Source organism: Micromonospora sp. HNM0581 (assembly GCF_012726175.1).
Taxonomy (GTDB): Bacteria; Actinomycetota; Actinomycetes; order Mycobacteriales; family Micromonosporaceae; genus Micromonospora.
The window spans coordinates 44,132-69,239 of sequence record NZ_JAASAD010000011.1; the positions used below are offsets into that span (position 1 = coordinate 44,132).

The window sequence follows — 25,108 nt, forward strand, 5'->3', positions numbered from 1 at the left end:
GGTCAGGTGGTGGGCACCAGCAGCGCGACGGGATAGGTGGTCAACAGCTCAGCCAAACGGACCTGTGAGCCACTGTAGACCCGGCCGGTGAACAGGCACGACATCTCGTTGACGGGAAGTGCCAGGGTGGTGTCCCGCCAGCCGCCACCCGTGGCCAGACGCAGCGGCAACCGGGTGGCCACAGCGACCGCACCACCCCGGTCGAAGGCGACGACATGCCGGGCCGCCGGACCGTGCACGATGAGCGGCTGGTAGTCACCGAACAGCTCCGGAAGATCACGACGCGCCCGCAGGGTCCGCGACACCACGAGCAGCTTCGCCGCGCCGGTGTCGTCAACCGCCGGCTGCCAGCCGGCATCGAGGCGGGCCAGCAGCTCCCGGCGTACGTCGAAATCCACCGGACGGCGATTGTCCGGGTCGACGAGGGAGTTGTCCCACAGCTCGGTGCCCTGGTAGGTGTCCGGCACACCCGGCATGGCCAGCTGCACCAGCTTCTGCCCCAGCGAGTTCGACCAGCCGGGCGGGGTGATCTCGGCGGCGAAGGCGGCCAGCTCGGAGGCGACGGCCCGGTCGTCGTACATGGCGTCGACCACGGCGTGCAGGGCCCGCTCGAAGTCCGGGTCGGGGTCCGTCCAACTGGTCGAGGCCGCGGCCTCCCGGGCCGCTTTCTCCGCGTACGCGTGCAGACGCTCCCGCTCGATCGGCCAGGCCCCGACGGCGGTCTGCCACAGCAGGTGGGCCAGGGCGGCGTCGGGCAGCGGCACCGCCGCCATCCAGCCGGTGACCGCCTCCGCCCAACGCTGCGGCAGCTCCGCGAGGACCGCGAGGCGGGCCCGCACGTCCTCGCCGCGTTTCGTGTCGTGGGTCGACAGGGTGGTCATGCTCGCCGGCCAGCGTTCGTGCCGGGCGGCGGCGAAACGGTGGAACCGGCCGGGCAGGGTGCCGAAGTGGGTGGGGCTGCCGCCGACCTCGTTGAGCGCGATGAACCGGCTCCACCGGTAGTAGGCGGTGTCCTCGACGCCCTTGGCCATCACCGCACCGGTGAACTGCGGGAAGCGTCGGGCCAGTTCGTCGTCGGGGTCGCGGAGCCGACGGGTGACCGCGTCCAGCGCCCCGGTGAGGTCGGTGCGGCGGCGCCCGGCCTCGGCACGCGCGTTGGCCAGGTGCCGGGCTCCCTCGGGCGGGTAGCCACGGTAGACGGCGAACGCGGCGGCGAGTTCGGCCAGGGCGGCGCGGGCGGCGGCGGGTTCCACGTCCGGGGTGAGCGCGGCCAACCGGGTCAACTCGGTGGACAGCAGCCGGCTGGCGGCACCCAGTTTGGTGTCGTGGGTCAGCTCCGCCCAGGAGGTCGCCCGGCCGGCGAGGCGGGTGTCCAGGGCGGTGAAGTCGGCCTCGGCGTCGCCGTCGACGAAGAGCCCCCCGACGGCACCCAGCGCGTCGTAGCCGGTGGTGCCGTCGACCGGCCAGCCCGGCAGCTCCTCGCCGTACTCCAGGATCTTCTCCACGATCAGCCACACGTCCGGGGCGGCGCCGCGCAGCCGGGCCAGGTAGCCGGCGGGGTCGCGCAGCCCGTCGGGGTGGTCAACCCGGATGCCGTCGACCTCCCCGGCCGCCACCCAGGCCAGGATCAGCTCGTGGGTGGCGGCGAACACGTCCGGGTCCTCCACCCGCAGCCCGGCCAGGCTGGAGACGGCGAAGAACCGGCGGTAGGTCAGTTCGGCGTCGCCGCGGCGCCAGGAAACCAGCTCGTAGTGCTGGCGGTCGTGCACGTCACGGGGACTGCCCTCGCCGGTGCCGTCGGCTACCGGGAAGCGGTGCTCGTGGTAGCGCAGCTCGCCGTCGGCGAGGGTGAGATCGTCGAGGGCGTCGGGAGTGTCGGCGAGCACCGGCAGCAGCAGCCGGCCCCGCTGCCAGTCGATGTCGAACCAGTCGGCGTACGCCGAGTCCCGACCGCGGCGCAGCACGTCCCACCAGGGCGGGTTGGCGACCGGCACGGCCACCCCGGCGTGGTTGGGCACGATGTCGACGACCAGGCCGAGCCCGGCGTCCCGCAACGCCCGCAGCAGCCGCTGCCGGCCGGGCTCACCACCGATTTCCGGGTTGACCTGCCGGTGGTCGACGACGTCGTAGCCGTGCGCACTGCCCGCAGCGGCGGCCAGCAGCGGTGCGCTGTAAAGGTGGGTGACGCCGAGGTCGGCGAGGTAACCGGCGAGGCCGGCGGTGACGTCCAGGTCGAAGCCGGGGCGCACCTGAACCCGGTAGGTGGACACGACGGGCTTTGCGGGCATCTCAGGCCACCCTCTCCAGCACCACCAGGGAGCGGTCCGGTACGCAGAGCGTGCCGCCGGCCTCCACGGTCGTGCCCTTGTCCTGATCCGGTTCGGCGGTGCTGATCACCAGTTCCCAACGGTGGCCGAACTCAACCGGCGGGAGGGTGAAGTCCAGCGGTGCGTCATGGGCGTTGAAGCAGAGCCAGAACGAGGCGTCGTGGTGGCGTTGGCCGTACTGGCCGCGTTCCCGAATGCCCTCGCCGTTGACGAACAGCGCCACCGAGCGGCCGAAGTCGTTGCCCCAGTCCTCGCCGGTCATCTCCCGCCCGTCGGGGGTGTACCAGGCCAGGTCGGGCAGCGGCTCGTCGACCTCCCGGCCGTGCACCGGCAGGCCGCTGAAGAAGCGACGGCGCTGGAACACCTGATGCTGACGGCGGAACTCGACGAGCCGGCGGGTGAAGTCGAGCAGACCGGCGTCGGCGTCGTCCCAGTCGACCCAGGCCAGTTCGCTGTCCTGGCAGTAGGCGTTGTTGTTGCCGTGCTGGGTGCGGCCCAGCTCGTCGCCGTGGCCGATCATCGGCACGCCCTGGGACAGCAGGAGGGTGGCGATGAAGTTGCGTTGCTGCCGGGCACGCAGGGCGAGCACCGCGGGGTCGTCGGTGTCGCCTTCGGCACCACAGTTCCAGGAACGGTTGTGACTCTCGCCGTCGCGGTTGTCCTCGCCGTTGGCCTCGTTGTGTTTGTCGTTGTACGACACCAGGTCGGCCAGGGTGAACCCGTCGTGGCAGGTGACGAAGTTGATGCTGTGGAAGGGGCGACGCCCGTCGTCCTGGTAGAGGTCGGCGGAGCCGGAGATCCGGGAGGCGAACTCGGCGAGCGTGGCCGGTTCGCCGCGCCAGAAGTCGCGTACCGTGTCGCGGTACTTGCCGTTCCACTCGGTCCACTGCGGGGGGAAGTTGCCGACCTGGTAGCCGCCGGGGCCGACGTCCCACGGTTCGGCGATCAGTTTCACCCGGCTGACCACCGGGTCCTGCTGCACCACCTCGAAGAAGGTGGAGAGCCGGTCCACCTCGTAGAACTCACGGGCCAGAGTGGCGGCCAGGTCGAATCGGAAACCGTCGACGTGCATCTCGGTCACCCAGTACCGCAACGAATCCATGATCAGTTGCAGCGAGTGGGGGCTGCGGACGTTGAGGCTGTTGCCGGTGCCGGTGTAGTCGACGTAGTAGCGGCGGTCCTCCTCGGACAGCCGGTAGTAGCTGGGATTGTCCACGCCCTTGAAGCTGAGGGTGGGGCCGAGGTGGTTGCCCTCGGCGGTGTGGTTGTAGACCACGTCGAGGATCACCTCGATGCCGGCGGCGTGTAGCGCCTTGACCATGCCCCGGAACTCCTGCACCTGCTGGCCGAGGTGTCCCAGGGCCGAGTAGGCGTGGTGTGGGGCGAAGAAGCCTATGGTGTTGTAACCCCAGTAGTTGCGCAGGCCCAGGTCGGTCAGGCGGTGATCGTTGACGAACTGGTGCACCGGCATCAGTTCGATGGCGGTGATCCCGAGCCGGCTCAGGTGCTCGATCATCGGGGGCGCGGCGATGCCGGCGTACGTGCCACGCAGTTCCTCGGGGATGCCGGGCAACCGCATGGTCAGCCCACGGACGTGAGCCTCGTAGATCACCGAGTGGTGGTAGGGGATCCGTGGCGGCGCGTCGTTTCCCCAGTCGAAGTACGGGTTGACCACCACAGACTTCGGCATGAACGGCGCAGAGTCGCAGGTGTTGATCCGTTCGGGTTCACCGTGGACGTAGTCGTAGACCGCCGGGTCCCATCGCACGTCACCGTCGATGGCCTTGGCGTACGGGTCGATCAGCAGTTTGGCCGGGTTGCATCGGAGCCCGGCCGCCGGTTCGTACGGGCCGTGCACTCGGTAGCCGTACCGCTGGCCCGGCCCGATCCCCGGGATGTACGCATGCCAGACGTATGCGTCGACCTCCCGCAGCTCGACCCGACGCTCGTGCCCCACGTCCCACTCGTCGAAGAGGCAGAGTTCGATCCTCTCCGCCACCTCGGAGAAGATCGCGAAGTTGGTGCCCATCCCGTCGTAGGTGGCCCCGAGGGGGTACCGCTCGCCCGGCCAGACCTGCATGTCGCTCCTTCGGCCCTGTCATGAGCGCGCCCGCCCGCACCATGAGCGCACCCGCCGGGCAGTGCCGGTGATACGCGGGGCGGTAATGCCCCGCACGCTCCACCGCCAATCCATCCGATCGGGTGAATGCCCAGTATCCGCCCGACTGAGCCGGGATGAACCTTGCGGTGTCGTCGGTCACTGAAGCCCTCTTCGAGATGCGGGATCGGCCGCCATGACGTTTCCTTGTTCGCGGGCGCGTCTTCCGCGCGCCTACCAGATCCTCGCACCGTCGGCGCGTTGACGCGTGTCCGAAAACCAACCCTGCCCGCCCGCCGCCATCGACGCCGGCGTGTTCCTCCCTGCACGGACGGAGACTGATGTGACCACCCTGCGGGTCGGCGGACGGACCGCCACCGCTCCGGACCGCGTCCACCGCCCCACGCTCACCTCGCGCCCCCAGGTTCCGTCGTCGTCCGGTCCTGTCGCCGGGTCGCAGACCCGCCGCATCCTGATGCTGTCGTGGGAGTACCCGCCGGTGCTCGTGGGCGGCCTCGGCCGACACGTACACGCCCTCTCGGTCGCCCTGGCCACCGCCGGTCACCACGTCACCGTCGTCACCCGCCACACCGACGGCGCACCCCACGAGGAATACCTCGACGGCGTCCGCATCCTCCGCGCCCCCGAAGACCCCGTCACCTTCCCCCTCACCACCACCTCACTGCTGGCCTGGACCATGGCCTTCAACCACACCCTCACCCGCACCGCCCTACGCGCCACCACCACCGACACCTACGACGTCATCCACGCCCACGACTGGCTCGTCGCCCACACCGCCCTCACCCTCCGCGACCACCTCGACATCCCCCTCGTCACCACCATCCACGCCACCGAAGCCGGCCGACACCAAGGCTGGCTCCCCGACGACATGAACCGCACCATCCACGGCGTCGAACACTGGCTCAGCAACGAATCCACCCGCGCCATCGTCTGCTCCGGCTACATGCGCGACGAGGTGGCCGCCCTGTTCGGCGTACCGGCCGGGCGGGTGGACGTGGTGGCCAACGGGGTGGAGCCGCACCGGTGGCGGGTGCCGGCCTCGGCCGTGGCGCAGGCGCGGGCTCGGTTCGCCGGGAACGGCCCGCTTGTCACGTTCGCCGGACGCCTGGTCTACGAGAAGGGTGTGCAGCACCTGGTAGCCGGGCTACCCCGGCTGCGGGAACGGCACCCGGGGCTGCGTGCGGTGGTCGTCGGTGACGGACCGTACCGGGGTGAACTGGAGGCCGAGGTGCACCGGCTCGGCCTGGCCGACACGGTCAGCCTGCCCGGCTTCCTCGGCGGCGCCGATCTGCCCTCGGTGATAGCGGCGTCGGACTGCTTCGTCGTGCCCAGCATCTACGAGCCGTTCGGCATGGTGGCGCTGGAGGCCGCGGCCGCCGGTGCGCCGCTCGCGGTTTCCGAGACCGGCGGGCTGGCCGAGATCGTCGAACCGGGCGTCACCGGAATGACCTTCCGGCCGCACGATCCGGACGCGCTCGCCGACGCGGTGCACACCCTGCTCTGCGACGCCGAACGTGCCCGCACGCTGGCCCGGCGAGCCCGCGCCATGGTTCAGGAGCGGTACGGCTGGGCCGCCATCGCCAGCCGCACCGCCTCGACGTACGCCTCGGCGATCGCCCAGGGGCCGACGTTCACCGCCGAACGCGCGGCACATCAGATGACGCACGGACGGATGCTGCCCACTATCCCGACGGGAAACCTGCTCGCCGCCGCCGGTCTCCGCTGACCCTCCATCCGGTCAGCCCTCCTCCGCTCGCCGGCGGGCGCCCCCGGCGGGCGGAGGAGAACGCTCCGACCGGAACCTGCCCTGTGAGCGGGACGTGGACCTGGTCGTGTCGTGGCCGTCGGTGCGGGCGGGTGCACCTTGCGCGAGCGCCACCAGACCCGTTCGGGCAGTTCATTCTGTCGTTACGATCTTGTATCTGTACTGGTCCACGCCGCTTAACATCCGACACACTCGCAGGCATCCGGCGGCGAGGCCCGAGGAGGCGTGGATGCGGGTGCTCCTGGTGGAAGACGACCTGCGTGTCTCGGCGGGGCTCGCCTCGGCACTGCGGCGACGGGGGCACGACGTGGTGCAGGCGGTCACCGCCGCCGAGGCGGTCGAGGCCGACCCGGTCGACCTGGTGCTGCTCGACATGAACCTGCCCGACCGCGACGGCCTGGAGGTGTGCCGCCGGATCCGCCAGCACGACGAGAGGGTCGCGATCATCGCGGTGACCGCCCGGGTCGAGGAACACGACCGGGTGGCCGGGCTGCGGGCCGGCGCCGACGATTACGTGATCAAACCGTTCTCGATGGTGGAGTTGCAGGCCCGGATCGAGGCGGTGATGCGTCGCACCACCCGCACCGCCCGCCAGGCGACCACGTTGCAGGTCGGTACGCTGCGCATCGACGTCGACGCCCGGCGGGTACTGGTGGGCGACCGCGAGGTCGGTCTGTCTCGTAAGGAGTTCGACCTGCTGGTGGCATTGGCACGGCAGGCGGGCACGGTGGTTCCCCGGGATCGGTTGCAGCTCGAGGTCTGGAACACCACCTGGGCCACCCAGCACAACCTCGACGTCCACGTGGCGGCCCTACGCGGCAAGCTCGACGATCGGCGTCTGGTGGAGACGGTCCGCGGCGTCGGCTACCGCCTCCGCGCCGCCTGACTGGCTGATCAGTTCACCGTAACCTCAGGGCATCCTCAAGAAACCCAGCTCATGACACCACGACAAGGTGCGGGCGGGTCTGCTGTGCGTACCCAGCCCTCCCTCCTGTTTGGAGACCACCTTGAGACACAGACGGACCACGGCCGGTGTCTTCTCCGCGCTGCTCGCCGTCACCCTCGCGGCGACCGCCCAACCCGCAGCCGCGCAGCAGCCCACGGAGCCGAACCAGGTGCAGGACCTCACCGTCGTGCAGGGCGACGGCTTCGCCACCCTCGCCTGGACTCCGGTCGACGGGGCCACCGACTACCAGATCGAACGCACCCCGGTGGCCGAGGACGGCACCGCCACCGGCGCATCGGTGACGGTCGGCCTCTGGCGGCCGAACCGCCAGATCAACAACACCGAGCCGACCTTCGCCGACGCCGGCTTCGCCCCCGGCAACCGGTTCCAGTGGCGGGTCCGCGCCCGCCTCGACGGTGACCCCCAGCCCTACTCCGCCCCGGTCGGCGACACCACGCGGGGACACTGGGGCGACCCGGATGTGCCGGGCCCGAATCTGCGCACCCAGTGGGAGAGCACGCTGGGCGCGCAATACACGAACGACGTCAACGAGTACGCCTACACCGCGGCGATAGACGACCTCAGCGACCGGGTACGCGTGGTGGAGATCGGTCGGACCCTGCAGGACCGCCCGATCAACATGTTCGTCATCGGCTACCCCACCCCGCCGGCGACCCCGGAGGCGGTCGCCGCGACGAACCCCCTCGCGGTCAACTGCAACGTGCACGGCAACGAACCCGGTGACCGGGAGGCGTGCCTGATCATGGCCCGGCAGTTGGCGTTCACCGACGACCCCACCACCCTCGGCCTGCTGTCGAAGACCACGATGCTGATCGTGCCGACGATCAACGGCGACGGCCGGGCGGCCAACAGCCGGGGCAACGCCGACGGCCAGGACCTCAACCGGGACTACTCGTTGATCCGCCAGCCGGAGACCCAGGCGTTCGTCGAGATGGTTCGCGACTACCGGCCGATCGCCAGCTACGACGGTCACGAGTACGGCAACTCGAACACTGGTGACCTGCCGATGCTGCCGCCCCGACACCAGAACGTGGCGCAAGGCATCTTCGACGAGTCGCAGGACATGATCGAGGGGCACATGTACACCGAGGGCGCCAAGGACGGCTGGTGGGCCTGCCCGTACGGGTGTACCGGAGCCAACGTCGGCCTGGGCGAGGAAACGATCCTGCGCAACACCCTCGGCCTGAAGAACGTGGTCAACTCGTTGCTGGAGCTGCGCAGCTCAGGTGGGCCGACCCGGCCGGACGAGGGCAACACCGCCAACAACCGCCGCCGCAAGACGTACTCGGCGGTGTGGACGTTCCACCAGTTCCTCGCCTACCACGGAGCGAACGTCGGCGACATCACCGCCGCCCGCGCCGAGGCGATCAGGTTCCAGTCGGCGAACACCGGCCGGATCGTCTTCCGGGGTTCCCGCCCGATCGAGGCGTACCCGGCGCCGCACCCGGGTGACACCCCTCCCCCACTGGACGCCCCCACTGCGGAGCGGATCCTGGAGCAGCCGCCGTGCGCCTACAAGCTCACCGAGGAGCAGTACCACGGTGCACGCGACGACGGCCCGGACGGTCAGCAGACCACGGTGGCCCAGCGGCTGGCCGCCCACGGCTGGAAAGTGATCAAGGTTGCCGGTGGGTATCTCGTACCGCTGTCGCAGCCCGAGCGGGGTCTGGTGCCGCTGCTGCTCGACGAGCAGGCGGCCGAGGGCATGGTGGCCGGCGAGCGGATCGCCCCGACGCTGACCGGTACCCACCACGGCCCGCTCACCGTCTCCGGTGTGGCATGCCTTGCCGATGCCACCGTCCGTGGTCCGGTGCAGGTACGACCGGGTGCGACGCTGATCGTGAACGGCGGGTCGATCAACGGCTCGGTGAACGCGAGCAACGCGTCCGGGTTCGTGCTGACCGCGGGCACGGTCAACGGCCCGGTGAACGTCACCGGCACGATCGGCCCGGTCCTACTGGTCGGCAATCGCATCAGCGGCCCGGTCAACGTGGTGAACACCACGGGCGTGGCCCCGCTGGTGGCCGGCAACACCGTCAACGGTCCGCTGGGCTGCTCCGGCAACGCCGCTGGGCCGGTCAACCTGGAGGTCGCCAATTCGGTGAGCGGCCCGAGATTCGACCAGTGCGCCCGGCTGTGAGGCGCTGATCCCGTTCGTGCCGGCAGGCCGGGCGCGGCCCGGCCTGCCGGCACGCCCCGACACAGGAGTGCAGAGACCGTGAGCGACACACCATCTGCGACGCGACCGACGCCGCGCCGGATCCTGCCGGTCGCCGGTGCCACCCTGGCGGCGGTGCTGCTCATCGTGGTCGGCAGCACGGCCGGGGGCGACGACGGCCCGGCCGGGGCTGTTCCGGCCGGGAGCACCGTGACCGGGCCGCTGTGTGACCTGCTGCCCGCCGGCGACGAGCCGGGTAACCCCGGTTCGCTCGTCGACGAACCCGCCGATCGGGCTCTCCAGTGGATTCCGGTGCTCACCACCTTCGAAGCGGCGGTACGCGCCACCGGCCTGGCCGAGGAGCTGACGCCGGAGGTGACCATCTTGGCCCCCACCGATGACGCGTTCGCCGGCAAGTTCTCCCGGACCAACCTCGACGAGCTGCTCCTGCGCGACACCGACGCGCTACACGAGCTACTCCGTGATCATCTGATCACCGGGGCGCTGCCGGTGGCCGAGCTGGTCGCCGCCGGCTCGGTGACCACCGTAGCAGGAACCCGGTTGCGGGTGACCGGCGTCGGGCAGGGTGCGCGTCTCGACGAGCAGGCCGAGACGGTGTGTGCCGACTATGTGGCCGGTGGTGCCCGTATCCACGTGATCAACGAGGTGCTCGGCGATCTGCCCACCACGGCCGGTCAGGACGACGACGGACACCCCGCCCACTGAGTACCCCGCCCCGACCGTGACGGCGGCCGTCGTACCCGTGCTCCGGGTACGACGGCCGTCAGAGGTGTCTTCGCTGCGCAGTCAGCGTTGTTCGACGGGGAGGTAGTTCCGCTCGGCGGCGCCGGTGTAGACCTGCCGCGGACGGCCGATCTTGGTCTCCGGATCGTTGATCATCTCGCGCCACTGGGCGATCCAGCCGGGCAGTCGGCCCAGGGCGAACAGCACGGTGAACATCTTCGTCGGGAAGCCCATGGCCTTGTAGATCAGGCCGGTGTAGAAGTCCACGTTCGGGTAGAGCTTGCGCGAGACGAAGAAGTCGTCGGCGAGGGCGATCTCCTCCAGCTGCATCGCGATGTCCAGCATCGGGTCCGGCGTGGCCATCCGCCCGAGCACGTCCTGCGCCGCCTTCTTCACGATCGCGGCCCGGGGGTCGTAGTTCTTGTAGACCCGGTGGCCGAAGCCCATCAGCTTGACGCCGTCCTGGCGGTCCTTCACCTTGCGGACGAACGACTGCACGTCACCGCCGTCGGCCTGGATCAGTTCGAGCATCTCCAGCACCGCCTGGTTGGCGCCACCGTGCAGCGGGCCGAACAGCGCGTTGACGCCGGCCGAAACCGAGGCGAACAGGTTGGCGTTGCTGGAGCCGACTAGCCGCACCGTCGAGGTCGAGCAGTTCTGCTCGTGGTCGGCGTGCAGGATGAACAGCATGTCCAGCACCCGGGCGATCACCGGGTCGACCTCGTACGGCTCCGCCGGCACGCCGAACGTCATCCGCACGAAGTTCTCCACGTAGCCGAGGGAGTTCTCCGGGTACAGCAGCGGCTGCCCGATCGCCTTCTTGTACGCGTACGAGGCGATGGTGGGCACCTTCGCCATCAGCCGGACCGTGGACATCTCCACGTGTTCGGCGTCGAACGGGTCGAGGCTGTCCTGGTAGAAGGTGGAGATGGCGCTGACGGCGGAGGAGAGCACCGCCATCGGGTGGGCCTCCCGGGGGAAGCCGTCGAAGAAGCGTCGCATCTCCTCGTGCAGCAGCGAGTGCCGGCGGATCCGCTCGGTGAACTCGGTCAGTTCCTGGGTGGTCGGCAGCTCACCGTAGATGAGCAGGTAGGAGACCTCCAGGAAGGAGCTCTTCTCGGCCAGTTGCTCAATCGGGTAGCCCCGGTAGCGCAGGATGCCCGCGTCACCGTCGATGTAGGTGATCGCGGACGAACAGGCGGCGGTGTTGACGAACCCCGGGTCGTACGTCGTCAGCCCGGTTTCCTTCAGCAGTTTGCCCACACCGATCCCGGCGGGGCCCTCGACCGCGGAATGTACCGGCATCGACAGCTGCCCGCCGGGGTGATCGAGCTTGACTTCCGTCATGTGGTTCCTCGCTTCGCCGGCAGATCTACGTTGAATTGCCTTCGCTTCTACCGTAATTGCGGTTGCGGCGACACCACCCGTCGTGGTTCGGCGGTGAGGCATGCGTCACCCGATTCCCGACCGGGGCGCTGGGAAACCCCGACGAACAGGGACGGAACGCCATCGAAGACACACGTAGCGTGCAACCAGGCGAAGCGATCGCGACCGGAGCAGCATTCAGCGACCGGGCCGGCCGACCGGTCAGGAGATCGCCAGCTTACGTAGTTCGCCGCCCTGGTCGACCAGGTAGAGATCGAGGCGGTTGGCACCGGCCCGGAAAAGTCGATCGTCGGCGAGCAGCGCCGCGAATCGTCGTCCACCCGGGTCCGGGGTGACCACCGGCACCACCGCCGCGACGGTGCCGTTGACGGCCACCGCCAGTTCGGTGCCGTCCGCGACGGCGTCAGGGACGGTGCCCCAGATCATGCCGGGCAGCACACCTTCGTCCGGGTCGACGGCGCGGAAGGCGTCCAGGCCTGCGACCTGGGCACTGCCGGCGACCGGCGCCGCATCCACCGTGGCGCCGACCAGCCGGTGCGGCGCCACCTGTGGCGCGGCCGGTACGCCACCGCTGATCGACATCGGTTGCGACGGCCGGTCGTAGAAGACCTTGCCGGCGTCGGCGCGAGGCGTCTGCCGGGCGGAGCGACCGTCGACCCGCCAGGGCAGCCGGATGGCGGCCTCGTCGGCCACCGTCGGCAGCAGGTCGACATGCTCCCAGTTGCGATCGTCGATCCGCCCACCGCGCTGGCCGGGTGTCTTGACGAACAGCGGTACCCAGGCCACCTCGTCGGCGGCGGCCCGGATCGCGTCCTCGCCACGGCCCTGCGCGCCTTTCGTGAAGCTGACCCCGTGATCGGCGGTGACCACCACCAGCGCCTCGTCCCACAGCCCGCTGTCGCGCAGCGTACGCATCGTCTCGCCGATGAGCCGGTCGGTGTAGCCGAGTTGGGCGAGGTGCCGGGCGCGGGCCAGCTCCACCCAGCCGTCCCCTTCGTTGGGGAAGTCCCCAGGCGCCTCGTACCGCGCCCCGGACGGCAGGAACGTCCACGGTGAGTGAGGCATCAGCAGGTGCAGGAAGTGCAGTGTCGGTCGGGTCGACCGGGTGAGACCGGAGAGGAAGCTGGTGAACCGGGCCGGCTGGTTGACGTCGAGGCTGTCCCAGCGGAACTTGGGGTCGGTCGGTACCGGCTCGGCGGCGTCGATGCCGAGTTCCTCGGCGGTGCGCTCGCGGTAGGAGCCCTCCGGGTCGATCCGGCTGTCGTGTGGCGCCACCACCTGGCGTAGCAGTTTCTGCGTCTCACCGACCAGCACCCCGATTCCCTGGTCCGGGGTGACCTGCTGCTCGCAGCGGCTCGGTGGGCAGAGTCGGGTGATGCTCTCCTCGGCACGGATGTCGTAGAGCCCGCCGAAGGCGGTGAATAGGTTGTCCGGGTAGTGCGAGTAGTGCGGGGCGAACGGTTCCGCCGGGTAGCGACCGGTCAGCATCGCCGGCAGCGCGTACGGCGTCCATCCGCTGACTCCTGTCGCGTTGCGGTACCAGGTCGACGCGGCGGCCAACTCGGCGAAATGCGGGAACCGGGTCCCGTCGACGCCGCCGGCGGCGTCGAGCAGGGAGACCAGCGGCAGTTCGTCGAGGACCAGCATGACCACCGGCGGGTGCCGGTTGCCGGTCGCCGTACCCGCCGCACCGCCGTCGCCGAGTGGCATCACCACGGGGCCGGTCGGGGAAGCGAACAGGAAGAGCCCGACGAAGATCGGCGGGCCGACGGCCGCCAGGCGCAGTGCCCGTCCGAGCGCCGTCCAGCGCCGGTGGGCGAGGGCTCCGGCGGCACCGGCCACCAGTGCGGCCAGCAGCAGCGGTACGCCGCGCAGCGGTGTGATGTGCCGGCCCACCTGGATCGCCAGCGCGGTGACGAGCAGCCCGAGCAACAGGCTGTGGACCCCCGTCCGGAGCGCGTCTCCGGCCAGGCCGGCGAGCAGGCCCAGCAACCCGAGCGCCACCGTCGGCACCACCGCGACCAGCGCCACCAACAGCAGGATCTCGCCCCGGTCGGCCCGGTGGAACAGGAAGAAGTCCGGGCTGCGGCCGAGAACGTCCAGCAGCGGCTGGGTGATCACCAACCCGACCAGTGCGGTGACCTCCAACAGCCGACGGCCCTCGGCCCGCCGACTGCTGCGACCCCACCGTCGCCGGTGGCGTACCGTCGCTGCGCCGTCAGCGGTGCGTGCGGAGCCCCGCGGCGCCGGATCGTCGGTGGTCGCGGCATCCGCTCGGGCGGCGCTGCGGTCGGCTGAGCCGGCCCCGGTGTGGGGTCGGTCGGTCACGGCAGGGCCACCCGGTACAGGGTGCGGGTGCCCGAGGGCAGCTCCAGCCGGTCCTCGACGGTGCCGTGGCCGGCGAGCAGCGCCTCGAAGACGTCCCGCCGGTAGTCGGGGAAGAGGCCGTCGGGCTTGTTGGCCAGCAGCCGGGCGGCCATCGGATCGTCCGGGTGGACGAACTCGACCACCAGCCGGCCACCGGGGGCGGTGAAGCCGGCGAGGCAGGCCACCACCTCCGGCAGCGGCACGTTACGGCCGATCGCGAGGTGATGCACGAGCGCCAGGGCGAGCACGGTGTCCGCGTCGGCCCGGGCGGCGAACGAGGCCCGCTCGATCCCCCGCCAGCCAGTGCCGGGTGACGGGTCTGCCAGGTCCATCACCAACGGCAGCACCTGCCGTTGACCCTCGCCGCGCAGGGTGCGGTACAGCTGGTCGACCACCGCCGGGTCCTGCTCGACGGCGACCACGTAGTCGGCGTGCCGGGCGGCGAGCCGGGCGTACCGTCCGTCGTTGGCGCCCAGGTCGAGCACGAGCCGGCGCTGCCCGGCGCAGCTGAGCGCGGCGACCACGAAGCGTTCCTTGCCCGCCCGGTCGTCGTTGGAGTAACCGCAGGTGTACTGGTAGTCGACCCAGTGGGTGGGCGGCGGCTGATGGTCCAGGCGGCGAACGAGTTTGTCCAGCCCGCGAACGGTGGCCGCGGCCAACTCACGGGTGTACCCGGCGTCACGTAACTGGGCGCGTACGGCGGCGGTGCTGGTGGCGGCGCTGCGGCGCTGCACGGAGCCGTGCAGGTGGACGTGGGTGAGCACGCCGGGCAGCAACCGGCGGGTGCCCCGGAACAGCGGACCCATCTGATCGGGGGAGATGCCGTCGACGTGGGCCCGCAGCCAGGGTTGGAAGGGCAGCCCCAGGTGGGCGCCGAGCATCAGCGGATAGAGCAGGGTCTGGCAGAACTGCCGGTAGCCGGCCCAGGGTTCCCCGTCGCGCAGCGGGGTGAAGGACCCGACGTCGATGAAGACCGGCTCCGTGCCACGCCACTGGAGGTTGTACGCCGAGCCGTCCTTGAGGGTGAACCCGGCCGGCAGGGCGGCCTGGAGGATCTCCAGGTGCAGTTGCGCGGCGTCGCGCAGCATGGCGAAACACCACTCGTACGGGTAGGCGACGAACGGAATGCGCTCGTGCCGCAGCACCGTCGCCCAACGGCGCGAGGACGCGTCGGCCGGTAGGTGCCGCCACGGCGACTGTGCCGGCAGTTCCTCGGTGCCGCACACCTTGCCGGCGGCCAGCAGCGACGGGAAGAACCCGCTGGCCGTTAGGGCACGCCAGTCGGCCGCGGCGGTCTGGTCGAGTGCCCGCAGAATGTCGTCGCCGACGCGGAACACCCGGTTGGCCGGGTCGCGGAAGGAGCCGGGCTCCGCTCGGGGGCCGACGTCGATCGGAGTCGGTCCGGGCGACCGGCCCAGGTCTGGCAGCACCATCGCGTCGGATCAGCTCTGGTCGGTGGGCTGGCGGCGGAACCGGCTGACGAGGCGGCGCCAGTAGAGTTTGGCCGCCACCGCGACCCCGGCGATCCCACCGACCACCGCCTGCACGATCAGGCTGCCGGATCCCGCGTCCAGGTAGGCCAGGTGGTTCACCGACCACTCCTTCCGTCGCTGCCATGCCCTCGCACCGGCCGCCGCCGCTGCGTGGAGCCGAGGCGACACGGCCAAAAGGTACCGTACCTCCCGAACTACCATGAAAACCCGGAAAGCCCTATAACCTCCCCTCCCGCCTCCTCCGCCTGCCGGCTGTCGATCCGGTCACGGGAGCGCCCGTCGCCCTCGGATCGACACACCAGCGGGACTGTCAAGGGCGGTGGTGCATGGCCAGGCGGAGCAGGAGGAAACGCATCACCGTGGCGGCGAGGTTGGCCGCCACCAGTACGGACAGCTCCACCGCCCGGCTGGGGTCGGTTGCCGCGTGCAGCACCGCCAGCGAACCGCTGGTGAGCGCCAGGCCCAGGCCGAACGCCAGCAGTCCCTGCACGTGGTGCCGGGTGACGTGGCGGCGACCGGCGATACCGAAGGTGAGTCGGCGGTTCGCGGCGGTGTTGGCGATCGCGGTGAGCAACAGCGCCAGCAGGTTCGCCGGTTGGGCGCCGAGCGCCCCCCGGGTGAGAGTGAACAGCAACAGGTAGGCGCAGGTGCTGGCCACCCCCACGGCCCCGAACCGGACCAGTTGCCGGAGCAACCCGGTGGGCGGCAGCTCCGGCGGGGCCGCCAGCGGAGCCCGACCGAGCTGCACCCGCAACTCGTTCAGCGGCAGCGCACCGGTGAGCAACGCCCGGCCGAGACGACCGATGCCACGCAGGTCCGCCACGGCGGTCGCCACCACGTCCACCCGACTGTCCGGATCGTCGATCCAGTCGACCGGCACCTCGTGGATGCGCAGCCCGGCCCGCTGCGCCAGCACCAGAAGTTCGGTGTCGAAGAACCAGCCGGTGTCCTGCACCAAAGGCAGTAGCTCACGGGCCACGTCCGCCCGGATGGCCTTGAAACCGCACTGCGCGTCGGAGAAACGGACGGCGAGGGTGCCCCGCAGCAGCAGGTTGTACGTCCGGGAGATGAACTCCCGCCGGGCACCGCGTACCACCCGGGAGGTACGCGCCAACCGGGTGCCGATGGCCACGTCGGAGTGCCCCGAGATCAGCGGCGCGACCAGCGGCAGCAGCGCCGCGAGATCGGTGGACAGGTCGACGTCCATGTACGCCAGTACCGGCGCATCCGACGCCGACCAGGCCGCCCGCAGGGCGCGCCCCCGCCCCTTGGCGTCCAGGTGCCGCACCTGCACGCCGGGCAGTTCGGTGACGAGGGCCTCCGCGACGGCCAGGGTGCCGTCGACGCTCGCGTTGTCGGCGATAGTGATCTGGAACGGGTACGGGAAGTGAGCGACGAGGTGCGCGTGCAACCGTCGGACACAGGGTTCGAGGTCGGTCTCCTCGTTGTAGACCGGCACGACCACGTCCAGCACGGGATGCGACGCGGCCGGCCGGGCGGGCACCGCCGCTCGGGTCTCGATAGAGGTGATCATCGTTGTCACCCTTCCTTTCCGCTGCTCAGGTCGTAGAGAGTGACCCCGTCGACGGTCTGCGTCGGGAAGTTCTCCGCGACCCAGGCTGCGATCTCGGAGGAGGCGGAGCTGCCGCCGTTGGTGCCCCGGAACCCACCGCCACCGAGGAACCAGTGGATCTGCCCGTCAGCCACGTACCGCTGGAACTGTTCGAGGGTGGGCGACGGGTCGCTGCCGTTGAACCCGCCCACCGCCATCACCGGTTTGCCGGTGGCCAACTGGTAGCCGGAGGCGTTGTTGGCGCCGACGGTGGCCGCGATCCAGGTGTAGGAGTCGCTGTCGCGTTCCAGCAGCTCCCGCAGTTCGGCGCTCGGTTCGCGGGAGTCGAGCAGGCCGCCCGTGCCGCCGCCCCGGGCCCCGCCGTCCCGCCCGGCGGAGGCCGCTGCGCCCGGCTGACCGCCGTCCGCGTCACCCGGACGCTGACCACCTGGCTGCCCGCCACCGGCCTGGTTGGCGGGCGGTTGACCAGGTGCCTGCCCGTCGTCGGTGGCACCGGGCTGGCGGGCCCCGGCGCGGTCGTCGCCCGGCGTAGCGGGCCCGTTGCCGTCGTCGGTGCCGGCGGAACCGCCGAGCCTTCCGCCATTGGTCCCGCCACCGAAACGACCGCCTCCGCCCGGCCCGGATCCGCCGCGTACCTCCGGACCAGCGGTCGGGATGGATCCGGTGTGCGGGGTCGCGGCGGTCTGCATCGCGTACGCGGCCGGCCCGGCCAGCGCCACCACGACACTCACCGCGATCGCGGGAACGCCCACCCGACGTGCCACCCGGTGCGCCAGCAGCAGCGCCGACACCGCGACCAGCCCGCCGACCAGCACGGCGGTCCGCAGCCAGGGATACCAGTCGGGGGTACGGTCGAGCAGCGTCGCCGACCAGCCGGCGGTGACGGCGATCGTGACGGCGAGGGTCAGCGTGCCCGTGAGCCGCCGCCACCGCGTCGCAGCGGTGCGCGCCCGCCACAGCAGGGTCGTGCCGATGCCGACCAACGCACCGACCGCCGGTGCCAGCGCCACGGTGTAGTACTCGTGGAAGATGCCGGACATGTAGCTGAAGATTCCGCCGGTCACCAGTAGCCAGCCACCCCAGAGCAGCAGGCCCGCCCGTACCCGGTCGGTACGCGCCGCCCGACCGGCCAGCACCAGCCCGACGACGAGCAGGATCAGCGCAGCCGGCAGCAGCCACGAGATCTGCCCGCCGACCTGGGATCCGAACATCCGCAGCAGGCCAGTCTGCCCGGAGAACGGTCCGCCACCACCCGGTCCGCCACCACCTCCGACGCTGCCCACCTCGTTGCCGGTGATCCGGCCCAGACCGTTGTAGCCGAGGGTCAGCTCCAGCACGCTGTTCGTCTGCGACCCGCCGACGTAGGGGCGGTCCGCGGCGGGGACCAGTTCCACCACCGCCACCCACCAGCCGGCAGCCGCCACCACGCCCAGCCCGGCGAGCAGCACCTGCCGGATCCGACGACCCGGTGTGGTCGGCGCGGCGACCAGGTAGACCGCCCCGAGGACCGGCACCAGCAGGAACGCCTGGAGCATCTTGGTCAGGAAGCCGAAACCGATCAGAGCACCGGCGAACACCAGCCAACGGGTGCTCGCCGTCTCCAGGGCCCGGACCGTGGCGTACACGGCGGCGACCAGCAGCAGCACCAGCAGCGCGTCCGGGTTGTTGAACCGGAACATCAGGGTGGCGACCGGGGTGACGGCCAGCACCAGTCCGGCGATCAGGCCGGCCACCGGCCCGTACCAGCGGCGTACGGTGGCGTACAGCAGGCCGACCGTGGCCACGCCGCAGAGGGCTTGCGGCACCAGCAACGCCCAGCTGTTGAGCCCGAACAGGCGTACCGAGAGCGCCATCAGCCACAACGAGGCGGGCGTCTTGTCCACGGTGATCGAGTTGGCCGCGTCCGAGGAGCCGTAGAAGAAGGCGGTCCAGTCCTGCGAGCCGGCCTGCGCGGCAGCCGCATAGTAGGAGTTGGCCCAGCCGGAGGCGCCCAGGCCCCACAGGTAGAGCAGCCCGGTGACCAGCAGCAGCAGGGCCAGGGCCGGTCGGGTCCAGGCCGGCGCGGTCCCGGGCGGGAAGTCCGTCGCCGGTGTGTCGACCGTCGGCGTCTGGGGCTCCGGTGCCGGCTGCGCCGGGCCGGGTTGCGGCTCCGCCACGGACGACTCGACGTCGGTGCCGGGCCGGGAGGCCACGGTGGGCGCATCGGCGCCGTCAGCGTCGGCGTCCGTCGGCGTAGCTGACCGGGTGTCTGTTCTGTCCATGCCGACAAGCCTCTGCCGGCGAGCTGTTTCGTCTCCGTGCGTAACCTATGTGCCTGCTGTGGAGTTCGGTAGCAGGACGGTGAACACGGTGCGACCCGGTCGGGAGTCCAGGGACACGGTGCCGTGGTGTGCCTCCACCACGGCGGTGACGATTGCCAGGCCGAGGCCGGTACTACCGTGGACACGCGACCGGGAGCTGTCTGCCCGGGCGAAACGTTCGAAGACCTCCGGCTGCAGTTCAGCGGGCACGCCGGGGCCGTCGTCGACGACGTTGAGTTCGGCGGCGTCGCCGACCTGACGCAGGCTGGTGGTGACGGTACTGCCCGGCGGGGTGTGCACCCGGGCGTTGGCCAGCAGGTTCGCCAGCACCTGATGCAGCCGCGCGGGATCGCCCGGCACCCGGATGACCTCCTCGGACAGATCGAGCTGCCAACGGTGCTCGGGTCCCGCCACGTGCGCGTCGCTGACCGCGTCCACGACAAGCGCGGTGAGGTCGACCGGTTCGACCGCGAGGGGTCGACCGGAGTCCAGCCGGGCCAGCAGCAGCAGGTCGTCGACGAGGCTCGTCATCCGGGTACTCTCCGACTCGACCCGGCGCAGCGCGTGAGCCACGTCGGGCGGTACCCGGTCGTGCCCCCGGCGCGCCACCTCGGCGTAGCCGCGGATCGCCGCGAGGGGTGTGCGCAGTTCGTGGCTGGCGTCGGCGACGAACTGGCGTACCCGGGTTTCGCTGGCCTGCCGGGCGGCGAGGGCGGCAGCGACGTGGCCGAGCATCCGGTTGAGCGCGGAGCCGACCTGCCCGACTTCGGTACGCGGGTCGGTGTCGGCGGCCGGTACCCGTTCGGAGAGCGCCACCTCGCCCCGGTCGAGCGGTAGCTCGCTGACCCGGGCGGCAGTGGCGGCGACCCGGCGCAGCGGGCGCAGCGTGGCCCGGACGATCAGCGCACCGGCGCTGCCGGCGACGAGCAGCCCCACGACGGTGACCCCGGCCTGCGCGGCCACCATCGCCCAGACGGTTTCCTGAGCCTCGGCCAACGGCACACCGAGCATCCGCACGGTCCCGGTCGCCGACTCCCGGGCCACCACCCGGTAACTGCCCCGCTCTCCCAGGCTCAGGGTGTACGCCCGGCCGTCGGTGGGCACCTCGACGAGCGCGCTCACCTGCTCGACCGCTACCGGCTGTTCCTGCCGACCGAGCAGGGTCCATGCCTCGGTGATCTGCCCGTCGACGGCCTGGGCGCTGATCGTGCCGGGTGGGAAGCCGCGCGGCACCCGCACGTCACCCCAGGGACTCGTGCCGGGGCTCGGTTCCCACGGCGCGCCGGGTCGCGCGCCCCCGGGCGAGAAGCGCAGCTGTTCATCCACCCTCGAGATCAGGAACTGGCGCAGCGCAACGGTGGTGAGCGCCCCGATGGCCAGGCTGACCGCGGCGAGCAGCGCCACCAGGGTGAGCACCAGGCGGGTCCGCAGCGACCAGCCCGCCAGCCACCGGCGCACCGCGTTCACTCTGCCGGCTTGAGCAGGTAACCGGCCCCACGCAGCGTGTGGATCATGGGCTGCCGGCCGGCGTCGATCTTCTTACGCAGGTACGAGATGTACAGCTCGACGACGTTGGCCTGGCCGCCGAAGTCGTAGTTCCACACCCGGTCGAGAATCTGGGCCTTGCTCAGCACCCGGCGGGGATTGCGCATCAGGTACCGCAGCAGTTCGAACTCGGTGGCGGTGAGGGTGATCAGTTGTCCGTCCCGGCGTACCTCGTGGCTGTCCTCGTCCATGGTCAGGTCACCGACGGTGAGTACCGCGTCCGGGCGGGTGGCGACGGCGAAGCCGGAGCGGCGTAGCAGCGCCCGCAACCGGGCGATCACCTCCTCCAGGCTGAACGGCTTGGTCACATAGTCGTCGCCGCCGACGGTGAGTCCGGCGACGCGCTCCTCGACCGCGTCCCGGGCGGTCAGGAAGAGCACCGGTACGGTGTCGTTGTCCGCCCTCAGCTTGCGCAGCACCTGGAAGCCGTCCAGGTCGGGCAGCATGACGTCGAGCACCACCGCGTCGGGCCGGAACTGCCGGGCCGTCCGGACCGCGGCCATGCCGTCGCCGGCCGTGCGCACCTGCCAACCCTCGTAGCGCAGTGCCATCGACAGCAGGTCGGTCAGGGTCGGCTCATCGTCCACGACGAGCACCCGGACCGGCTCACCATCCGGCCGGCGCAGCTCCATCCGGCCCGGCGCGGCCTCCCCCTCGATCCTCATACCGTCCATGGTCGTACCGCGCTCTGGGTGCCGCTTGTGCGACTCCTGTGTGCCAGCTGTGCGGTGCCGGCCGCCCGAGGTCGCCCGGGGCTCACTCGGTCACGCCGACCGGGTCGGTCCGGACGAAGCGCATCGACCAGGTGCCCGATCCGTCGGGTCGTTGCCGCACGTAGAGATGGTCCGTTGCCGGCGCGGGTGCCTCCGGTGGACGGCGCAGCACCCACAGCCGGGGCGGGGCACCGTCCGGACCGGCCGGCAACGACCTGACCAGGTCGTTGGCCGGACCGCCGACGAAACGTACGGTCACCTCACTCATCACGTTCCGCCTCCAGCCCGCCCGGCGCGTCGGGCGTCCCGGCTCGCACGCTAACGCACCAGCCGCCGTTCGAGGCGGGTTTGCCCTGATCGGAGCCGGGGTACCGTGCCGGGACCACGGCCGTGAACGCCGTGGCGGGCAGACACGAGGGTAGGAGGCGGTCGATGCGTACGCTGGACGGGCGCTACCGGCTCGAACAGCGCATCGGCATCGGCGGGATGTCGGAGGTGTGGCGGGCGCACGACACCGTGCTGGACCGGCCGGTCGCGGTGAAGCTGGTCTCGCCCGGCCAGCCGGACGGGGCGGCCTCGGTGGAACGAATCCGCGGCGAGGCGCGGTCCGCGGCCCGCCTGGTCCATCCCAACGTGGCGAGTGTGCACGACTTCGGTACCTGCGCGACCGGGGTGGGGCACGAGTTGCCGTACATCGTGATGGAGTTGGCCGAGGGGCAGACCCTTGCCGCGCACCTGCGTACCGGCCCGCTGGACTGGCGGATCGCGGTACGGGTCTGCGCGGAGGTGAGCGCTGCGCTGGCCGCCGCGCACGCGCACGGCATCGTGCACCGGGACATCAAACCGGCGAACGTGATGCTCACCCCGACCGGCGTGAAGGTTCTCGACTTCGGCATCGCCACTCCGGCCGGCGCTGCCGACACCGCCCCCGACGGTGTCGTGATCGGTACACCCGCGTACCTGGCGCCGGAGCAGCTGCACCGGGCTCCGGCGACCCCGGCGGCCGACATGTACGCCCTCGGCGTCCTGCTTCACTACTGCCTGGCGGGGCGTCTGCCGTTCCCGGCGGACAGTGTCCCCGAGTTGCTCGGTCGAGAGGCTCGGCGTTCGCCACGACCGCTGCCCGAACTACCCGGGCTGCCCGCCGAGGTGGCCGACCTGTGCCGGCGTTCCCTGGCCGACGACCCGAGCACGCGGCCGAGCAGTCTGGTGTCCGCGCTGCTGCTGGCCGAGGTGGTCGACGCCCGGGTGTACGTGCCGATGCACGAGCCGCTGATGCCTCGGCAACGGCCGCAGACGTTGAGCCCGTGGACGGAACAGGCGGCGGAGGAGGTCACCGAGGCCGCGGTGGGGGCGCTCTGGAGCCGGCACGGCGGCTGATCCCGGTTTCACCCGACCGCCCCGGGGTAGCCGGGCGGGGAGTGACGGGAGGAACGCGATGCCGAGTTCCTGGTTGAACGAGGTTGCCGCCGCGACCGCCGAGGGCGGTCACATCCACACCGACGACGAGGTGCTGTCGACCGCCCTCGCCTCGCCGCTGGCGCCGCACTGCACCGGGCTGACCCCCTCGCAGCTGCTCGCCGCGGCGTTCGCATCCTGCCTGCACCATGCGGCGGTGGAGGCGGCCGGCGAGATCACCGACGAGGCGCACACCGTGCAGGTGCGCGCGGAGGCGAAGCTCGGACGCGACGACGACGGCCGGTACCGGTCCGACGTACACGCTTCCATATCGTCGGTGGGGCTGAGCCGGGAGCAGCTTACCGAGCTGGTCGAGTACGCCGACCGGCTCTGGCCCTTCTCCAGCGAGGACGGCCGGCACCGGCTCACCGTCAGTCCGGCGGACAACGGCCGACACTGATCGTCGGCGCGCGGAGCGGTTCGGGTGCTGTCGACGCGGCAGCGCCGGAGGGTGCCGCATGGTCCGACCATCCGATTGCCGTCACGTTGGGGCCGATCCGGGCCTCGTCCGTTCAGCTGATGCAGCCGGGAATGCCGATAGACGCCAGCAAGATCCCGATTAGGCCCTGTTTTATATGCTGATATACGATATTTACCTTAAAATTGATAAGGTGGCAACGGCGGTTTTGTAGGCACTCGCGAAGAATCACCAGGCGGATAGCCGCAAATTGTGGCGCATGCCACCATCCGGGCCGATGGCAGCGAGCCGTCAACTTTCTAGCCTCGGCGGGTGCATCCCCACGACGACATCGACCAGACGCCGACCCCCGGGCCACCAGCGAGCCTTTCGGCCGACAAGACATCGGCCGAAAGGGTTACCGGGCGGCATCGCGCCGTACCAGCACCGCGCCGGGGCGTTCGCGCGGTGCTCGTCTCCACCCCGGTCCGGGTGGCGCTGGCCACCGGCGTGACCTGCTGCCTCGGCGCCACCGCCGTGACCGCGGCCCGGCACGACGAGCAGGCACCGCCGCCCCGGGTGACCGAGGCGCTCACCGACCGCGCTCTCGCCGCTCAGGAGAAGGCCGCGTCCCGCGCCCTCGACCGCAGCCCCACGCCCGCTCCGGCAAGCGCGAGTCCGACCCCCTCGCCCACCGCGAAGCCGTCACCCAGCCCCACGAAGGCGACAAAGAAGGCCCCCGCCACCCCGACGCGCCCCCGACCCGTCGCCGGGCTCACCCAGGCCCAGATGGACAACGCCAAGGCGATCGTGGACGTCGGAGTCGAGATGAAGATCCCGCGCCAGGGCTTGGTGATCGCGGTGGCCACCGCGATGCAGGAGAGCACCCTGCTCAACTACGCCAGCGGCGTACTGCCCGAGTCACAGAACTACCCGCACCAGGCCATCGGCTGGGACCACGACTCGGTGGGACTGTTCCAGCAGCGGCCCAGCAGCGGTTGGGGCAGCGTACGGGATCTGATGCGGCCGGAGTACGCGGCCCGCGCGTTCTACGAGGCGCTGCTGAAGGTGCCCGGATGGCAGCAGATGAGCCTGACCCTGGCCGCCCAGGCCGTGCAGATCTCCGCCTTCCCCTACGCCTACGCCCAGCACGAGCAACGGGCCGGCACGGTGGTGGCGGCACTACTCTGAGCAGGACCCGGTCGCCGGTCCGGCCCGCCGCCGGAAACGGCGGGTCAGGCCCGCTTGGGCAGTACGACCACCCGACCGAAGAACTCGTCGATGCGGTGCACCACGTCGTTGAAATCGTCGAGGTCGATCGGCTTGGTGACGTAGGCGTTGGCCTGGAGGGTGTAGCTGCCGATGATGTCGGTGTCCGCGTTCGAGGTGGTCAGTACGACGATCGGGATGGTCCGCAGGTCCTCGTCGTTCTTCACCTCGCCGAGCACCTGACGCCCGTCCATCCGGGGCATGTTGAGGTCGAGCAGGATCATGTCCGGACGTTGGGCGTCGCGGTGCCGACCCTCGCGGCGGAGAAACTCCATCGCCTCCCGGCCGTCACTGACCACGTCGATCACCTTCTCGACGTTCGAGGTTGCCAGCGCCTCCTCGATCATGAGCACGTCGCCCGGGTCGTCGTCCACCACGAGGATACGAACCGGAGCGAGGGTGCCTGTGCCCATCTCTACCTGCCTCAGGTTGGCCAGCCCGGGACCTACCGATCCCATGCTGGCGGAAATGTAGCCCATAACCGGGCGGTCAACGACCGCCGGGTAGGCGAAGTCGCGGCGGTGTGT

19 protein-coding genes are annotated in these 25,108 nt (G+C 70.9%); 7 read left to right on the plus strand and 12 right to left on the minus strand.

Features of this window, described 5'->3' with window-relative positions:
• Nucleotides 1-2: 2 nt before the first annotated feature.
• Both treY and glgX read right to left on the minus strand, forming a co-directional pair.
• Entirely contained in the window at nucleotides 3-2,288 is a 2,286-nt protein-coding gene (gene treY, locus HCA58_RS15000; RefSeq protein ID WP_169598452.1) for a malto-oligosyltrehalose synthase, read from the minus strand.
• 1 nt (nucleotide 2,289) lies between these two features.
• A complete protein-coding gene (gene glgX / locus HCA58_RS15005) occupies nucleotides 2,290-4,407 on the minus strand; it encodes a glycogen debranching protein GlgX (RefSeq protein ID WP_169598453.1) in 2,118 nt (705 codons plus the stop codon).
• Nucleotides 4,408-4,768: 361 nt separating this feature from the next.
• Between glgX and HCA58_RS15010 the strand changes: the two genes are divergently transcribed.
• The 4 genes from HCA58_RS15010 to HCA58_RS23570 all read left to right on the plus strand — a co-directional run bounded on the left by HCA58_RS15010 (nucleotide 4,769) and on the right by HCA58_RS23570 (nucleotide 10,062).
• Nucleotides 4,769-6,172, plus strand: coding sequence for a glycosyltransferase family 4 protein (locus HCA58_RS15010; RefSeq protein ID WP_169598454.1), 1,404 nt, complete (start codon nucleotides 4,769-4,771; stop codon nucleotides 6,170-6,172).
• A 268-nt stretch (nucleotides 6,173-6,440) separates the two neighbouring features.
• The gene (locus tag HCA58_RS15015) at nucleotides 6,441-7,097 is read left to right on the plus strand and encodes a response regulator transcription factor (RefSeq protein WP_169598455.1); all 657 of its coding nucleotides are present in this window, start codon (nucleotides 6,441-6,443) and stop codon (nucleotides 7,095-7,097) included.
• Between the two features lie 121 nt (nucleotides 7,098-7,218).
• The gene (locus HCA58_RS15020; RefSeq protein ID WP_240956249.1) at nucleotides 7,219-9,318 is read left to right on the plus strand and encodes a M14 family metallocarboxypeptidase; all 2,100 of its coding nucleotides are present in this window, start codon (nucleotides 7,219-7,221) and stop codon (nucleotides 9,316-9,318) included.
• A gap of 78 nt (nucleotides 9,319-9,396) precedes the next feature.
• A complete protein-coding gene (locus HCA58_RS23570) occupies nucleotides 9,397-10,062 on the plus strand; it encodes a fasciclin domain-containing protein (RefSeq protein WP_169598456.1) in 666 nt (221 codons plus the stop codon).
• A gap of 81 nt (nucleotides 10,063-10,143) precedes the next feature.
• On the opposite strand, the gene HCA58_RS15030 is transcribed toward HCA58_RS23570, so the two are convergent.
• The 9 genes from HCA58_RS15030 to HCA58_RS15070 form a co-directional block, all read right to left on the minus strand.
• On the minus strand, nucleotides 10,144-11,427 hold the full coding sequence (locus HCA58_RS15030) for a citrate synthase (protein WP_169598457.1): 1,284 nt from the start codon (nucleotides 11,425-11,427) through the stop codon (nucleotides 10,144-10,146).
• A gap of 240 nt (nucleotides 11,428-11,667) precedes the next feature.
• Nucleotides 11,668-13,794 (minus strand): sulfatase-like hydrolase/transferase, encoded by a 2,127-nt coding sequence (locus HCA58_RS15035; RefSeq protein ID WP_169598458.1) that lies wholly within the window; start codon nucleotides 13,792-13,794, stop codon nucleotides 11,668-11,670.
• Nucleotides 13,791-15,266 carry a class I SAM-dependent methyltransferase gene (locus tag HCA58_RS15040; protein WP_169598459.1) on the minus strand — a complete coding sequence of 492 codons (1,476 nt, stop codon included), beginning with the start codon at nucleotides 15,264-15,266 and terminating at the stop codon, nucleotides 13,791-13,793. Before HCA58_RS15040 ends, HCA58_RS15035 begins: the two co-directional genes overlap by 4 nt.
• 9 nt (nucleotides 15,267-15,275) lie before the next feature.
• Nucleotides 15,276-15,425, minus strand: a complete 150-nt coding sequence (locus HCA58_RS15045) for a hypothetical protein (protein WP_155220336.1) — start codon at nucleotides 15,423-15,425, stop codon at nucleotides 15,276-15,278.
• A 211-nt stretch (nucleotides 15,426-15,636) separates the two neighbouring features.
• Entirely contained in the window at nucleotides 15,637-16,860 is a 1,224-nt protein-coding gene (locus HCA58_RS15050) for a dolichyl-phosphate beta-glucosyltransferase (RefSeq protein ID WP_169598460.1), read from the minus strand.
• A gap of 5 nt (nucleotides 16,861-16,865) precedes the next feature.
• Nucleotides 16,866-19,160, minus strand: coding sequence for a glycosyltransferase family 39 protein (locus HCA58_RS15055; RefSeq protein ID WP_169598461.1), 2,295 nt, complete (start codon nucleotides 19,158-19,160; stop codon nucleotides 16,866-16,868).
• Nucleotides 19,161-19,205: 45 nt separating this feature from the next.
• Nucleotides 19,206-20,645, minus strand: a complete 1,440-nt coding sequence (locus tag HCA58_RS15060; RefSeq protein ID WP_169598538.1) for a HAMP domain-containing sensor histidine kinase — start codon at nucleotides 20,643-20,645, stop codon at nucleotides 19,206-19,208.
• Nucleotides 20,646-20,662: 17 nt separating this feature from the next.
• Complete coding sequence (locus HCA58_RS15065; protein WP_169598462.1) at nucleotides 20,663-21,409, minus strand: response regulator transcription factor; 747 nt, start codon at nucleotides 21,407-21,409, stop codon at nucleotides 20,663-20,665.
• Between the two features lie 91 nt (nucleotides 21,410-21,500).
• Entirely contained in the window at nucleotides 21,501-21,725 is a 225-nt protein-coding gene (locus tag HCA58_RS15070; RefSeq protein ID WP_169598463.1) for a hypothetical protein, read from the minus strand.
• 164 nt (nucleotides 21,726-21,889) lie between these two features.
• Between HCA58_RS15070 and HCA58_RS15075 the strand changes: the two genes are divergently transcribed.
• The 3 genes from HCA58_RS15075 to HCA58_RS15085 all read left to right on the plus strand — a co-directional run bounded on the left by HCA58_RS15075 (nucleotide 21,890) and on the right by HCA58_RS15085 (nucleotide 24,503).
• Nucleotides 21,890-22,837 (plus strand): serine/threonine-protein kinase, encoded by a 948-nt coding sequence (locus tag HCA58_RS15075; RefSeq protein ID WP_169598464.1) that lies wholly within the window; start codon nucleotides 21,890-21,892, stop codon nucleotides 22,835-22,837.
• A gap of 58 nt (nucleotides 22,838-22,895) precedes the next feature.
• A complete protein-coding gene (locus HCA58_RS15080) occupies nucleotides 22,896-23,315 on the plus strand; it encodes an OsmC family protein (protein WP_169598465.1) in 420 nt (139 codons plus the stop codon).
• 330 nt (nucleotides 23,316-23,645) lie between these two features.
• Nucleotides 23,646-24,503, plus strand: a complete 858-nt coding sequence (locus tag HCA58_RS15085) for a hypothetical protein (RefSeq protein WP_169598466.1) — start codon at nucleotides 23,646-23,648, stop codon at nucleotides 24,501-24,503.
• A 44-nt stretch (nucleotides 24,504-24,547) separates the two neighbouring features.
• Here the strand turns inward: HCA58_RS15085 and HCA58_RS15090 are convergent, their stop codons facing one another.
• Entirely contained in the window at nucleotides 24,548-24,994 is a 447-nt protein-coding gene (locus HCA58_RS15090; protein WP_169598467.1) for a response regulator, read from the minus strand.
• Between the last annotated feature and the right edge of the window lie 114 nt (nucleotides 24,995-25,108).

Excerpts from the sequence above, each read along its gene's own strand:
- treY (WP_169598452.1), bottom strand. The coding sequence starts at position 2,288 with ATGCCCGCAAAGCCCGTCGTGTCCACCTACCGGGTTCAGGTGCGCCCC.
- HCA58_RS15080 (WP_169598465.1), top strand. The coding sequence starts at position 22,896 with ATGCCGAGTTCCTGGTTGAACGAGGTTGCCGCCGCGACCGCCGAGGGC.
- HCA58_RS15015 (WP_169598455.1), top strand. The coding sequence starts at position 6,441 with ATGCGGGTGCTCCTGGTGGAAGACGACCTGCGTGTCTCGGCGGGGCTC.
- HCA58_RS15055 (WP_169598461.1), bottom strand. The coding sequence starts at position 19,160 with ATGGACAGAACAGACACCCGGTCAGCTACGCCGACGGACGCCGACGCT.
- HCA58_RS15030 (WP_169598457.1), bottom strand. The coding sequence starts at position 11,427 with ATGACGGAAGTCAAGCTCGATCACCCCGGCGGGCAGCTGTCGATGCCG.
- HCA58_RS15075 (WP_169598464.1), top strand. The coding sequence starts at position 21,890 with ATGCGTACGCTGGACGGGCGCTACCGGCTCGAACAGCGCATCGGCATC.
- glgX (WP_169598453.1), bottom strand. The coding sequence starts at position 4,407 with ATGCAGGTCTGGCCGGGCGAGCGGTACCCCCTCGGGGCCACCTACGAC.
- HCA58_RS15090 (WP_169598467.1), bottom strand. The coding sequence starts at position 24,994 with ATGGGCACAGGCACCCTCGCTCCGGTTCGTATCCTCGTGGTGGACGAC.
- HCA58_RS15050 (WP_169598460.1), bottom strand. The coding sequence starts at position 16,860 with ATGATCACCTCTATCGAGACCCGAGCGGCGGTGCCCGCCCGGCCGGCC.
- HCA58_RS15040 (WP_169598459.1), bottom strand. The coding sequence starts at position 15,266 with ATGGTGCTGCCAGACCTGGGCCGGTCGCCCGGACCGACTCCGATCGAC.
- HCA58_RS15070 (WP_169598463.1), bottom strand. The coding sequence starts at position 21,725 with ATGAGTGAGGTGACCGTACGTTTCGTCGGCGGTCCGGCCAACGACCTG.
- HCA58_RS15065 (WP_169598462.1), bottom strand. The coding sequence starts at position 21,409 with ATGAGGATCGAGGGGGAGGCCGCGCCGGGCCGGATGGAGCTGCGCCGG.